This window comes from Polluticoccus soli (genome assembly GCF_029269745.1).
In the GTDB taxonomy this organism is placed as follows: domain Bacteria; phylum Bacteroidota; class Bacteroidia; order Chitinophagales; family Chitinophagaceae; genus Polluticoccus; species Polluticoccus soli.
Genome location: NZ_JARJHT010000001.1, coordinates 490,993 through 504,779 on the forward strand (window position 1 = coordinate 490,993; position 13,787 = coordinate 504,779).

At 47.4% G+C, this 13,787-nt stretch carries 11 protein-coding genes; 4 read left to right on the plus strand and 7 right to left on the minus strand.

From position 1 onward, the window contains the following. Positions 1-159: 159 nt before the first annotated feature. The 7 genes from rplS to porW all read right to left on the minus strand — a co-directional run bounded on the left by rplS (position 160) and on the right by porW (position 9,877). Complete coding sequence (gene rplS, locus P2W83_RS02385; RefSeq protein ID WP_276132086.1) at positions 160-540, minus strand: 50S ribosomal protein L19; 381 nt, start codon at positions 538-540, stop codon at positions 160-162. A gap of 110 nt (positions 541-650) precedes the next feature. Beyond that, positions 651-1,352, minus strand: a complete 702-nt coding sequence (gene trmD / locus P2W83_RS02390) for a tRNA (guanosine(37)-N1)-methyltransferase TrmD (RefSeq protein ID WP_276132087.1) — start codon at positions 1,350-1,352, stop codon at positions 651-653. A 5-nt stretch (positions 1,353-1,357) separates the two neighbouring features. Further along, a complete protein-coding gene (gene rimM / locus P2W83_RS02395) occupies positions 1,358-1,867 on the minus strand; it encodes a ribosome maturation factor RimM (RefSeq protein WP_276132088.1) in 510 nt (169 codons plus the stop codon). A gap of 51 nt (positions 1,868-1,918) precedes the next feature. Beyond that, on the minus strand, positions 1,919-2,407 hold the full coding sequence (locus tag P2W83_RS02400; RefSeq protein WP_276132089.1) for a hypothetical protein: 489 nt from the start codon (positions 2,405-2,407) through the stop codon (positions 1,919-1,921). A 3-nt stretch (positions 2,408-2,410) separates the two neighbouring features. Continuing rightward, on the minus strand, positions 2,411-3,961 hold the full coding sequence (locus P2W83_RS02405) for a carboxypeptidase M32 (protein WP_276132090.1): 1,551 nt from the start codon (positions 3,959-3,961) through the stop codon (positions 2,411-2,413). 32 nt (positions 3,962-3,993) lie between these two features. After that, complete coding sequence (locus P2W83_RS02410) at positions 3,994-6,249, minus strand: RelA/SpoT family protein (protein WP_276132091.1); 2,256 nt, start codon at positions 6,247-6,249, stop codon at positions 3,994-3,996. A gap of 115 nt (positions 6,250-6,364) precedes the next feature. Further along, on the minus strand, positions 6,365-9,877 hold the full coding sequence (porW, locus tag P2W83_RS02415; RefSeq protein ID WP_276132092.1) for a type IX secretion system periplasmic lipoprotein PorW/SprE: 3,513 nt from the start codon (positions 9,875-9,877) through the stop codon (positions 6,365-6,367). A gap of 435 nt (positions 9,878-10,312) precedes the next feature. Between porW and P2W83_RS02420 the strand changes: the two genes are divergently transcribed. From P2W83_RS02420 to P2W83_RS02435, 4 genes are all read left to right on the plus strand, one after another. Next, complete coding sequence (locus P2W83_RS02420) at positions 10,313-10,525, plus strand: hypothetical protein (RefSeq protein WP_276132093.1); 213 nt, start codon at positions 10,313-10,315, stop codon at positions 10,523-10,525. Continuing rightward, positions 10,522-10,896 (plus strand): hypothetical protein, encoded by a 375-nt coding sequence (locus tag P2W83_RS02425; protein WP_276132094.1) that lies wholly within the window; start codon positions 10,522-10,524, stop codon positions 10,894-10,896. The genes P2W83_RS02420 and P2W83_RS02425 overlap by 4 nt, the downstream gene beginning before the upstream one ends. 1 nt (position 10,897) lies before the next feature. After that, a complete protein-coding gene (locus tag P2W83_RS02430) occupies positions 10,898-11,539 on the plus strand; it encodes a SprT-like domain-containing protein (protein WP_276132095.1) in 642 nt (213 codons plus the stop codon). An 86-nt stretch (positions 11,540-11,625) separates the two neighbouring features. Beyond that, positions 11,626-13,668, plus strand: coding sequence for a M13 family metallopeptidase (locus tag P2W83_RS02435; RefSeq protein WP_276132096.1), 2,043 nt, complete (start codon positions 11,626-11,628; stop codon positions 13,666-13,668). The last annotated feature ends 119 nt before the right edge of the window (positions 13,669-13,787 follow it).

The following is a 13,787-nucleotide window of genomic DNA, read 5'->3' on the forward strand; positions in this document are numbered from 1 at the left end:
AGTGATTAAGTGCGTAGATATTTTCCCTTATACGTGCTTGATCTCTCGACAATGTAAAATTGATACTATTTTTTGAAACGGCATACCGTTAAAACACCGTATTTTATAAAAATGACAAAAGCCGCCCCGAAGGCGGCTCTTGATAAATAATATCTATAATTAAGCTTTAGCTTTCGTTTCTTTTTTCTCAGCGATGTGCTTTTTCTCTTTGATACGAGCTGCTTTACCCTGGCGTTCGCGCAGGTAGAACAGTTTAGCACGACGTACACGACCTTCTTTATTTACAAGGATAGACTCGATGTTTGGAGAATAAAGAGGGAACAAACGCTCAACACCTACACCGTCAGATATTTTACGAACAGTGAAAGTTTGGGTAAAACCGGTGCCCTGACGTTTCAATACATCGCCTTTGAACGACTGGATACGCTCTTTGTTACCTTCAATGATCTTATAATTAACGGTAACGTTATCACCGGCTTTGAACTTCGGGAATTCTTTTTTACCTGTCAGCTGCTCGTGTACAAAAGCTATGGCTTCCATTTTACTTTGATTTTGGGTCTGCAAAGGTAATAGATAAAATGAAGTTTACAAAAAATATTAACCCTTTTATCTGATTAAAATATTACCACGCAAACAAACTAAACAAAAAATTAATATCTATAACCCTCCCAATCACTGTTTTTCAACAGATCAGGCCTTCTTTCAGCGGTCCGCTTCAGCGATTGCTCGTGACGCCACTCGTCCACTTTTTTAGGATCTCCACTCAGTAAAACATCTGGTACCTTCCATCCCCTGAAGTCAGCAGGACGCGTGTAAACTGGTGGTGCCAGCAATCCGTCCTGGAAAGAGTCAAAAAGCGCCGAGGTCTCATCATTCAGTACACCCGGTATCAGTCTGCCAATAGCATCTACCACAATTGCCGCGGCCAGCTCTCCTCCACTCAGCACATAATCACCTATGGATATCTCCCGGGTCACATAATGCTCCCTTATTCGGTCGTCGATACCTTTATAATGACCACAGATGATGATCATATTCTCTTTCAGGGAAAGCATATTGGCAGTCTTCTGGTTGAACACGGGTCCATCCGGGGTCATATAAATGATCTCATCATACTTTCGCTCTGCCTGTAACTTCTCGATCAGTATCGCCAATGGCTCCGGCATCATCACCATTCCTGCCCCGCCACCAAACTGGTAGTCATCCACCTGGGCCTGCTTATAAGGCGTATGGTCGCGCAGGTTATGAGTATGCACTTCCAGGAGGCCTTTGGTTTGGGCCCTCTTCATGATCGAGTGGCTGAACGGACTGGTCAGCAACTCCGGGAGTACCGTTATAATATCGATTCTCATTTCAGTTATTGTAAATAAACATCAATCAAGCCTTCGGGCAGGTCTATTCTTATATACTTATTCCGCATATTCACATCTACCAGCATTTGCTCTACCAGCGGAACAAGCACTTCTTTACCTTCAATGGTAAGCTTTGCCAGCCATTGAGGCCCTGCCTGTACTACATCTTCGATCTGGCCGATGGTGCCCTTGTTCACGTCTACAAGATTAAAGCCTATCCATAACAACGGTGAATCAGTTACCGCCTCTGCCAGGATATCCTCTTTCACATACACCTGCTTTCCTATCAGTTTTTTCGCGGCTTCAACGGTGTCCACATCTTCTACGTTCACTATATACTCTTCGTCATTGGCTGTTTTCGCCTGCAATACAAAATGTGGGATATAGCTCTCTTTACGCAGCTCGATAAAGAGCACGTCATCTTTTTTCAACCAATTGCCGCTACCGGCTATATGTTTGAGTATAATTGCGCCTTGCAATCCGTGCGTCGCCACTATTTTGCCTATCCGTACCATGAAGGCGCAAAGTTACGTATTAGAAGACCAGTTTAGGCCGCTGGCAGGAAACTAGAAATAGCCGAGGTACATTTTTGAGTAGGTGGTATACTCGATACTAAGTTCATCGCCCTTGTCCAGCCGGTGAAAATCGATTGCTGTCACTTCAATACTCAGTTTATTGGGAGAGTCGATATAGAAATGATAGGTATTAGTATGCGGTACAAACTGTTTGCGGGTAATGTGGGCCCGCTCAATGGTTTTGGTTTTATGCCTTATGTCTGACTGGATCTTTCGTAGGTTATAATAATAGGCTAAATAAGTTCCGCCGCCTGAAAAACATACCAGGTAAAAAACGCCAAGAAAATATGCAGCATACGAAAACGGATCTTCTGAACCGTCCATCGCCCGGAACCAGGCTACGGCGAACGGACAGAGAAAACAAAACATCATTATCCACTTGATAAGCTTGAAATATTGGCCTCGCTCCTTTTGCTCTTTTTTGACCAAAAAGGCCAGCTCATCATTCTCGAGCGGTTCATCGTAGCGAACAAGTTGCATACATCACGTTTTTAGCTCATACACCCCCGCATATTTATGGCTTATGTACCGCATGAAAGAAGAGAAGTCGAGCCCTTTACCTGTTACCAGGTTGCATAGTTCTTCCGAACGATAACGCCGGCCATGTATATGTATTTTATCACGCAGCCAGTGCAGCAGGTTGCCGTACTGGTCCGTTTGTATCTCGTTTATCAGGTTGCTGTTTTCCTGTTGTGCCTGCTCAAAGAATTGCGCAGCATAAAAGCTTCCTAGCGAATAAGTGGGGAAATACCCAAAGCTGCCGTGCGACCAGTGTACATCTTGCAACACCCCTGTTTTGTCATCTGGTGGTGTTACGCCCAGATATTTCTTGTACATCTCATTCCAGGCGCCGGGCAGGTGTTTTGGATCCAGCTCATTGCTCAGCAAAGCCTTTTCAATTTCATAACGTATCAACACATGAAAATGATATGTCACTTCATCTGCTTCTGTACGTATCAGCGACGGTTGCACTTTATTGATGCCTTTATAAAATGCCTCAACCGAAACACCCCGTAGGCTATCCGGAAAAGATTGCTGCAGTTTCGGATAAAAATGTTTCCAGAACGGCAGGCTGCGTCCAACACAATTTTCCCAAAGCCGCGATTGCGATTCATGGATAGACAACGAGGCCGGTGAACCCAGCGGCATTCCATATTGCGTTTCTGGCAAGCCTTGCTCGTATAAAGCATGGCCACCTTCATGTATACTGCTCCACAGCAACGAAGCATAATTGTCCTCATCCACGCGCGTCGTCACGCGAACATCGGTAGGAGCAAATGAAGTAGTGAAAGGATGTTCGGAAATATCCTGTCGTCCTGCGTCAAAATCATAACCCATCGCCTTCAGCACATCTATAGAAAAATCCCACTGCTGTTGCTTTGGAAAATGCCTGTGCAGGAACTCGCTGTCGACTTGCTGGGCTTTAACTATCTGTTGCAAAAATGGAGGTAGCTGTGCTTTCACCATTTCAAATACCGGATCGAGAATAGCCACCGTAATGCCTTTCTCATAATCATCCAGCAGTGCATTGTAAGGATGTCCTTCGTAGCCGTAAAGATCAGCCTGCTGTTTTTTCAGCGCTATCATCTTTTCGAGTTGGGCGGCATAAACCGAATATTTATTTTCGCTACGGGCTTTTATCCATGAGTTAAGGCTGGCGCTGGTTTGCTGCGTTAGCTGTTCAACAAACTCCTGCGGCAGCTTTTTGTTCTTTTCATAATCTTCCAGGCTCAGACGAACGTTGTTCTGTTCCACGTCAGTAAGATCGCTACGCTGTGAAAGTTCATGTAGCACGTTGCCGTAACGCTCGCTCGTAACCATCTCATGGGCTATAGCAGCCATTGTAGCCAGTTGACGGCCCCTGTACGGGAAACCCTTCTGAGGCATGTATACTTCCTGGTCCCATCCTAAAACGGCCGAGGCATATTGCAGGTCGGCAGATTTTTGCAGGATGTCCTGGTAAGCAGCATAAAGTTCTTTAGAAGTCTTTTGTCCAGACTTATTCGTGGGAATATTGGCAGGTGCTGTTTGCACGTTATGTTGATATGTAATTGTAAAACAAATAATTATTCTTCCTGCGCCTCGAGGCGTTCTACCTTGCTGATCCCTTCAATTGTAGCCAGGCGCTGGCAGAGATCGTCAAGCTCGTCTCGATCATGCACATACACCATTATCGTACCATCAAAAATACCGTCGGCACTGTCTATACTGATCGATCGCATGTTCATTTTCAATTCGCTGGATATGATGTTGGTGATCTTTTGTATCACCCCCACATCGTCCAAACCGATCAGGCGTACACCGCTGAGGAAAGAAATTTCCTTGTTCTTTGCCCATTTGGTTTTCACCACCCTATGGCCATAGTGTGCCAGCAGTTGCGCGGCATTCGGACAATCGGTACGATGTATCTTCAGGCCTTCACCCGAGGTGATAAACCCAAACACATCGTCGCCCGGTATCGGCTGGCAGCATTGCGCCAACTTGTACAGTATCTTATCCGAGCTTTCGCCAAAGATGATGAGCTCTGCAGGCTTGGATGATTTCGCCTTGGTTGCCTCTTCGGAAACAAGATTCTTCGTTTCTAGTTTCACTTCCCTGGCAGGCAATTGCAACTTATCGCCATGCACGTTAAACTCCTTGCTGATCTCCTTCACATCAATATTGCCTACAGCTATTGCATAGTACAGATCGAGTGGCGACGGCTTTTTATAGAACTGTGCAAGTTCATTCAGGTTGTGCTGCGACATCGGTACATTCATATGCTCCAGCTTGCGCTGCAACATATACTTGCCATCGTCGCCTATCTTGCGCTTCTCTTCTTTCAGGTAGTACTTGATACGCGACTTTGCCTTTGCAGTCGTCACAAACGTCAGCCAGTCTTCCGATGGCTTCTGTTTCATTGACGTGATGATCTCCACCTGGTCGCCACTTTTCAATTCATGACTTAACGGCACTAATCGGTAGTTCACCTTGGCGCCTATACAACGCGCCCCCAGTTCGGAGTGCACATCAAAAGCAAAGTCGAGCGCAGTGGCGCCTTTCGGTAGCACGCGCATATCGCCTTTGGGCGTATAGATGTATATCTCTTCTGTAAACAGGTCGAGCTTGAAATCCTGCAGGAAGTCGAGTGTATCTGTATCCGGATTGCTGAGTATATCGCGCAGGTGTTGCAGCCAGCTATCCAGCTTGCTTTCTTTCTCAGAGGTAGCGCCTTCTTTATATTTCCAGTGCGCAGCAAGGCCTTTCTCTGCTATCTCGTTCATGCGCGATGAACGTATTTGCACTTCGACCCAACGGCCGCCGGGACCCATTACGGTTGTATGCAGCGCCTCATAGCCATTACCCTTCGGCACACTGATCCAATCGCGCAAACGTTCAGGACTGGGCTTGTAAAAGTTGGTAACCACCGAATACACCTTCCAGCAATCTTCCTTCTCTCGCTCTGGCGGTGAATCTAATATGATGCGGATCGCGAACAGGTCATACACCTCTTCGAAGGCTACATGCTTTGTTCGCATCTTATTCCAGATGGAGTGTATGGCTTTGGGCCTGCCATATATGGTAAACTCAAAACCACCCTGATTCAGGTCTTCCTTTATCGGCTTGATGAACTCATTGATGTATTTAGTTCGGTCGCGCTTGGTTTCTTTCAAACCTGTTGTGATCTCTGTATATACTTCCGGCTGCGTATACTTCAGAGCAAGATCTTCCAGCTCAGATTTGATCTCGTACAGACCCATCCTGTGTGCCAGCGGCGAATAGATATAAGTGGTCTCCGACGATATCTTCAGCTGCTTTTCGCGACTCATGCTTTCCAGCGTACGCATGTTGTGCAGCCTGTCTCCAATTTTGATCAATATCACCCGCGGGTCATCTGCAAGCGTCAGCAATATCTTCCTGAAGTTTTCCGCCTGGGCGGTCGTATCTGCCTTCAGGTCTACTACATTCGATATTTTGGTTAGCCCATCAATGATCTTGGCATAATTGGCGCCAAATTCGCGGGTAATATCCTCAAGGGTTATCTCCGTATCTTCTACAACGTCGTGCAAAAGAGCACAAATGGCAGAAGTTACACCGAGGCCAACTTCTTCTACAACTATGCGGGCTACCGCCAGTGGATGGAGTATATATGGTTCACCCGATTTTCGACGCATATCGCGGTGCGCGTCTACCGACATCTCAAAAGCCCGGCGCAGCAAGGGCTTGTCACCCTTTTTCAGTCGCTGTTTCAAGGCACGCAACAGTGCCCTGTACTCGCGCAGGATGAGTTTCTTTTCTTCTTCTTCGTCTTTATTATAAGTCTTCTTAACTATCGTATCCATATCGTTACTACCTAATTTACGAAATTCCGGCCGTATGGCCACAAAACTAAATCCTATACAAAAATAAGCTGCCAACTTTCGTCAACAGCTTATAAACTATTTCTATGTAACCCTGTTACTTATAATTGGCTCTGTAAAACTGCATATAGGGCTGCAATGTTTTATCGGCAGCCACTTTCAGGTAGTTTTTTTCCGAGATCAACAGCAGCTGGTATTCCTCGCTTTTGTACTCCCTGAATACTTGGGCCGTGCCGCGCAGGCTGTTCAGGTATATCTTGGCCTGCCCTGCATTCTGGAATTTACGGGTCACAACCATGCCCAGATCGGGGGAGATCATTTCCGATTTGGACTCAAGCCCCAGTTTCCCGAATTTGAAGGTATTGAAATCGGTTATTGCTGCCTTTACGCCCATAGCACGTTGCTCCATATTCCTGAACGTAAATACAACATAATGCGCCTCCTGCGGATTATAAGTGAATGTTGCGGGCGGTGTCACTGGTGCCGGAGGCGTTGCAGGAGCTGGCGGGGTCATGTTGGGTCGATCTGGCGATGATACATCCACCGGGTCAACAGGCTTGTTTACTGGAGCCTGTACGGGTACACTACCTGCTGCGGCATCAGCCGCCGATGGTACTGGCTTGGGCGGTGCCTGTAGATTGCTGGCGGCAGCCTTAGGAGCCTCTACCCTATTCCTTTTAATATACTGCAGCACAGCGTCGGCCCATGCACGCAATGAATCTGTTGGATTCTTAGAAATAAAATCAGTAACCAGGGTGTCTGCATGGTCGTAATCATTCACACCTACCGAAGCAATAGCTTCCATAATACGGAAACGATTCAGGTAACGGGCATCAGTATACATCCGCTGGCCTTCGCGTACTTTTTGTAATACCTGGGGGTACTGACGCTGCAACAACATACCGTAGGTTTCGTCGTAGAATGACGCGACAGGTACATTGGTGCTCGCAAGCATGCCTTCGCCGTCTTCGGTTGGACGTATAAGTTTAGCCCATTTCGAATCGCCATATTGCGAGAGTATCTGGCTGGTGTACTGTTGTGCCTCCGAAAGTTTATTTTGCCTTAACGCTACCAGGTAACGCAGGTACAATACTTCTGCTTTATGCTCGTGTGCAGGGAATCTTTTATCTAAAGTATCCAACGTTTGGATAGCAGGCGGATAATCTTCCAGTTGCTTGATATAGGCATCAGCCAGGTCTACATAGGCTCTCCTGATCTTTGTCCTCGCTTGCTCCTGCCGTCCTTTGTCATTAGGTATAGCCGCGATAAGAAACTGCTCCGTCGGCAGACCGTTCTCGTCCAGGTCTGGCGATTCCTCTTCTTCCGTCGCCGGACCTGCATCTCCCTTGTTGCTCACCATGCTCAACGCCGCTGAACGACGCCAGTTATCCACCAGCGGGCGGCCACCCCATTTACGCTTAAACTCATTATAGCCCTGCTGCATGAGCGTAGCGTTGGCAAAATACCAGTTGCCGAAACCGCCACCACCACCGGCATCCATATTAGCGTCCATTTGCATGGCTGCATTAATACCTCTATTCTCTGCGTTGAAGGCACTATCGTTTTTCTGGTTTTCAAGGTAGCGAATGTATTTGCGCACAGCAGCATATTGCTCTTTTTCGCTCATCGCAGCTAGCTTCAGAAGGCTATCCTGTGTCTTGATCGTATTAAGCGGGCCTGACACATTGCCGAGAGCCATACCACGCCGTGCAGCTAATACCAGTAAGCTATCGTATACCCCACCGCCCATGGCTACGGCACTGTCATAGGCTTTTTTAGAAGCAACGTAATCGTGCATATTATAATAAACACCACCAAGAGCAGCGTATGAAAGTGCTTTTTGTTTTTTCGTCGACCTTGGCGCATCCAGGCCCTTGCGCAGGTACACCACAGCGTCTTCCGGCTTGCCACTGTTAGCAGCCAGGCGCCCCATTACATAATATACCTGTTCGTAGTACGGAACATATTTACCATCATTCAGCACGCGCTTCAGCGATGCGACTGCTTCCTGCTGGTCGCCACCTGAAAGCATCAGACTATATGCAAGATTCTTACGTGCATAAAAGTCCATATCGATCTTAGGCTGCAGGTTAATTACTTTTTGGAACGCAATAGCCGAGGCCGAATAATCGCCGCGCTCCTGGTACAGTTGCCCATTCAGGTAAGCCGCGCGCTGGCGAAGCCAATCTGGCAGCGACTTATCATTTGCTACTATCCCCAGCTGTTCGGTAGCAGCTTTAATATCATTCTGATTCAGCGCCACGTAGGCTTTTTCCACGGCCAGACGTCCTCTCATAGACTCCGGCATGTTCGGATCTGTTTCCAGCAGGTCAAGCACTGATTCTGCATTGCCCGGTTGGTTGGATTCCGTATAAGTACGCGCCAACCAAAGTAATGCCTCATTGTGCACCGAACGATGCTTGAGGAAGTCGAGCATACCCTGGTCGTCCGCTTGTGCTATCGAGGTGGTTGCAGGTTTTCCGGCTGTGGTACGCGGTTGCACTTTCTTGGAAGCGCTACGGGTTGAGGCATTCCGGTTCTTTTTCTTATTCTGCTCGCTCAGGTACACGATATAACGGAAAGAGGTGCTGGCGTCTTCGTATTTGCCTTTGTAGTAGTAGGCCTGCCCAAGCAACAGGTATAGGTCATCCCCCCATTTAGTGCGCGGGTCATGTATCTGTATACCTACCGACGATTTTTGGATGATACTATCCATGTCGGCAGCCAGGGCCGATGAGTCGCGGTCGGGATCAAATGGGAATAACGCGAGCGTGGAATCATAGTTCTCCTTTCGCATACGCTGCATGTTTTCCAGCGCTTCGTCCATCTTCTTATCCGCGTTGAAGTAATAATTGTAGCGGGTATAGGTGTTCTGGAATACCTGCCGTGGCAAGCTCCAGCGTTTCTTCAACATCTTTTCATTGCTCCAGGCCTCACGTTTTTTCTTCAGCTTCAGCTCAAACGCAAGCTTCATTTTCTCTTCCTTGTCCTTCAGTCGCGCCTCCTGGTTCTTTTGCCTCCGCTCCTTGATCTTCGCCAGGCTGTCTGCTTTTAACTTTCGCACGTTCTTGACGCTGTCCATCCGCTTAGTACGTACCGCGGTGGCGCTGTCCAGAGACGCTGTCCTGATAGCGGTAAGACTATCGGCCTGCGCCTTCCTGATAGCGGCCACGCTATCGTTGTAAGCCTTTCGGGCCTGCTTTATAGTTTCCAATCGTTGTTCCCGTGCCAAAGCTGTACTGTCCTGGTAGCGTTTGCTCTCCCTGTATTTCCTGATGGCAGCAAGACTATCGGTTCTCTTTTGCTGTTTTGACTTTAACGCGTCGGTCACCGTCTTTCGTGAGGCGATGACGCTGTCTGTCACTTTTTGCCTTGCCGCACGCTGAGCATCCAGCTGCGTGGCCCGGCTGTCCTGTATCGAGTCCAGCCTCTTTTGCTTCACTTTTGCTACACTGTCCTGGTATTTCCTGCTTTCGCGGTATTTCCGCAGGCGCTCCAGGCTATCTGTCCTGCGCTCCCGAACGACTTTGATGCTATCCGTGAAATGCTGGCGAGCCGCACGGGTACTATCCATACGCTGCTTCTGTGCTACACGGGTAGAATCGAGCACACGTTGACGGGCACGGGTAAGGCTATCCGTATTTATCTTTTGGGCATAGGCCGAAATGCTTCCGGATAAGACAGACAGACAGATTAAAAAACAAACTAATACAAAACGAAAATTCAAAACCGGTATCTTAATGATGATATAACTGCGTTATAAGGCAAAATATTGCCCGGCAAACGGATTGCCCGGCAACTTACCAAAAATAGCTAAAAAAGGTATAAGTATACCCCTCATAAACATCTCGGATTGATGAATTTAACAATAAGTAAATTTCTTATCAGCCATTTGTTTTTTCTCTACGGTAAACCCTTAAATTGCGGCCTGATACTGCCATTACACACAACTTATCCATTAAATTTTATCGCCCTGTCACAACCAGGTACAGCTACTTTATGTAAGCTGTAATAACCAGCTTTGTGCAACTCAAACAAAAACAAAATGAGCGACGCAGACAAATACAGAACGACGATGCGCTATATCAGCCTTGGAACGCAATGGATGGTGTTGCTGATTGTTGCTGTGTGGCTGGGCCTAAAAGTAGATGAATGGATAGGCTGGAAATTTCCGGTGTGCCTGATAACCTTTCCGCTGGTAGCGTTGGGGGTATCGCTGTGGCAGCTTGTTAAAGCCTTCAACAAACCCAAAAAATGAAAAACCGTTTTATACTGATCATTGTATTATTGTTCGTTATCCTGAGTGCCATTTTCTTCTGGCTTAAGGCTGCCGCGCCTCAATATGCATTTGGCGCGCTCATGGGTGGCAACATTATCATGGCGGTTCTGGCCATCGTTTCATACGTATTGGTAACGGCGCAGATCAGTCAACGTCCCGAAGCTTTTGTGCGCGGTGTATACTCGTCTACTTTCCTGAAGTTGTTTGTATGCATCGTTGCGATACTTACTTATGCCCTCGTCAACAAACCCAATGTGCACAAACCATCGTTATTCATTTTATTCGGTATATACGCAGTTTATTCTATAGCAGAAACCTGGCAATTGTCCAGGATGGCAAGAGGTAAATGATATGAAAAAGCAGCAGACATCGCTCCAATTATTAGAAAATTTTCTACCACCTCACACTTTCGAGATGGTGGCTCCATACTTCCAAAAACACACCATACACCTTACACTAACGCACGAACGCAAGAGTGTGCTGGGCGACTACCGCCACCCCACCAAGGATTTTCCTTATCACCAGATCAGTGTCAATATCAACCTTAACCCCTACAGCTTCCTTATTACCCTGCTGCACGAGCTGGCGCATTTGCTCACATATAACCATTTCAAGAATTCAGTAGCCCCTCATGGCACCGAGTGGAAAACCCAGTTCCGCCATGTGCTGTTCCCATATGTCGGCAAAAACGTATTTCCGCGAAACGTAGAGGCTGCACTTGTAGCCTATATGCACAACCCTGCCGCAAGCACCTGCAGCGATGCCCGTCTTTTTAAAGCGCTGTACCAGTATGACGAACGCAAACCCAACCACAAGCTGGTAGACGACCTGGAAATTGGCCAATGGTTCGAGGCCGATGGTCGCGTTTTTGAAAAGCTTGACCAGTTGCGCACACGGTGCCGTTGCCGTTGCCTTACTACCAAAAAAGTATACCTGTTTCAAGGTATCATAGAGGTAAAGCACGTAAGAAGGGACTGGCGCCAGATAGCCTAATCATTTTTCACCCGTATTATCCCCCTATGCGTGCCGTTGCACCGCATGGCTTTAATTGTATATTTGTTTCCCGTAAAAACAACAGGATGAATCTTAAACACACATTTGTTGCAGGCGCGGCCATTCTAGCATTGGCCTCTTGTGAGCAAAAAACCAAAACAACTAAAACGGATCGCAAGCTGCTCGACCCGGCAAACATGGACACTACCGTGCGCCCCGGCGACAACTTCTTTCTATATGCGAACGGCGCATGGTTGAGCAAAAACCCTATCCCGGGTTCAGAAACCCGTTGGGGTAGCTTCAACGAATTGCAGGAAGGCAACTACAAAGCCCTGCACGAACTGCTGGAAGGCGCCGCTGGTGACAAAAACGCGAAAGCAGGTAGCGCCACGCAAAAAGTAGGCGATATCTACCGTACCGGTATGGATAGTGCTGCTATTGATAAAGCGGGTATCACTCCGATGAACGAGGTGTTGAGCCGTATCAATGCCATCCAGGATGCCAATGGCATTTTGAATGAAGTGGCACTGGAACATACACAAGGTATTGGCCAGCTCTTCGGTGTCTACGTAGCACCAGACGATAAGAACGTAACGAAAAACATCACACAGTTCTATCAGGGTGGCCTGGGTATGCCTGACCGTGATTACTACTTCAAAACAGACGAACGCACAGCAAAGATCCGCGAGGCGTATAAAGTGTACCTGGTGAAAATGCTGGGACTGATGGGTGAAGACAGCACAACAGCTCAAAAAGACGCTGCCGACATCTACAAACTGGAAACAGCATTGGCCGGCGCTTCTATGACACGCGTTGAAATGCGCGACCCATACAAGCTGTATAACAAATTCAGCCTTGATGGTATCAGCCAGCAAACTCCAGGTATCGACTGGAAGGCAATGGCAACCAACCTGAAAATAAGCGGCCAGGATTCTGTTATAGTAGGTATGCCTGCTTTCTTCAAAGAGGTTGCAAAACAACTGAAGGCAACTCCGGTACCAGTATGGAAGAAATACCTTTCTTTCCATGCGGTAAACGATATGTCGCCTTACCTGTCGAGCAATTTCGACAACACGCATTTCGATTTCTATGGCAAAACCGTTCGCGGTCAGCAAGAACAAAAGCCAAGGTGGAAACGCGTATTGAATGTTGCGGACGGTTCTGTAGGCGAGCTGTTGGGCCAAATGTATGTTGACAAGAACTTCAAACCAGAAGCGAAAGAGCGCATGCTGGCACTGGTGAATAACCTGCTGACTACCTATGGCGAGCGCATCAAACGTCTTGACTGGATGTCTGAGACCACTAAACAGAAAGCGCTGGGCAAGCTGAATACATTCATCAAGAAGATCGGCTATCCTGACAAATGGAAAGATTACAGCAAGCTGACCATCGTTGGTGACAACTATGTTAAAAACATCATAGCTGCTTCAGCATTCGAGTACGACTACATGATCAACAAACTGGGCAAACCTGTTGATAAAACAGAATGGCAAATGACGCCACCAACAGTGAATGCGTATTACAATCCTGCTTTCAACGAGATCGTATTCCCTGCAGGTATCCTGCAATATCCGTTCTTCGACATGGATGCTGATGATGCTGTGAACTACGGCGGTATCGGTGCTGTGATCGGCCACGAGGTCACACACGGCTTCGATGATCAAGGTCGCCAGTATGATGCAGATGGAAACCTTCACGATTGGTGGACACCTGAAGATGCTGCAAAGTTCACTCAAAAAGCGGGCGTGGTTATAAGTCAGTTTGACAGCTATACTGTACTGGACAGCACACATGTGAACGGCAACCTGACACTGGGCGAAAACCTGGCTGACCTTGGTGGTCTTGCTATTGCTTATGAAGCATTCAAGAAGACAGAACAAGGTAAGAGCACAGAGAAGATCGATGGCTTCACACCTGACCAACGTTTCTTCCTGAGCTGGGCACAAGTATGGCGCGCTAATACAAGGGATGAAGAAATGGCTAACCGTGTCATGACAGACCCTCACTCGCCTAACCTGTGGCGTTGCAACGGTCCGCTGAGCAATATGCCTGAATTCTATCAGGCATTCAACGTACAGCCTGGCGATAAAATGTATCGTCCTGACAGCCTGCGTGCAAAAGTTTGGTAGTCCTTAATTAACAGATAGACAATTCAAGATCCTCCCGTTCGCGGGAGGATCTTTTTTTATGTCATCACGTTGTCAAATACGCATAGACAAAATAATTTTTCGTCGTTTGCTTATGGAAA

What these genes read in the sequence shown, in the direction of transcription:
- rplS (WP_276132086.1), bottom strand. Translation starts at nt 540, where the DNA reads ATGGAAGCCATAGCTTTTGTACACGAGCAGCTGACAGGTAAAAAAGAA.
- trmD (WP_276132087.1), bottom strand. Translation starts at nt 1,352, where the DNA reads ATGAGAATCGATATTATAACGGTACTCCCGGAGTTGCTGACCAGTCCG.
- rimM (WP_276132088.1), bottom strand. Translation starts at nt 1,867, where the DNA reads ATGGTACGGATAGGCAAAATAGTGGCGACGCACGGATTGCAAGGCGCA.
- P2W83_RS02400 (WP_276132089.1), bottom strand. Translation starts at nt 2,407, where the DNA reads ATGCAACTTGTTCGCTACGATGAACCGCTCGAGAATGATGAGCTGGCC.
- P2W83_RS02410 (WP_276132091.1), bottom strand. Translation starts at nt 6,249, where the DNA reads ATGGATACGATAGTTAAGAAGACTTATAATAAAGACGAAGAAGAAGAA.
- P2W83_RS02420 (WP_276132093.1), top strand. Translation starts at nt 10,313, where the DNA reads ATGAGCGACGCAGACAAATACAGAACGACGATGCGCTATATCAGCCTT.
- P2W83_RS02425 (WP_276132094.1), top strand. Translation starts at nt 10,522, where the DNA reads ATGAAAAACCGTTTTATACTGATCATTGTATTATTGTTCGTTATCCTG.
- P2W83_RS02430 (WP_276132095.1), top strand. Translation starts at nt 10,898, where the DNA reads ATGAAAAAGCAGCAGACATCGCTCCAATTATTAGAAAATTTTCTACCA.
- P2W83_RS02435 (WP_276132096.1), top strand. Translation starts at nt 11,626, where the DNA reads ATGAATCTTAAACACACATTTGTTGCAGGCGCGGCCATTCTAGCATTG.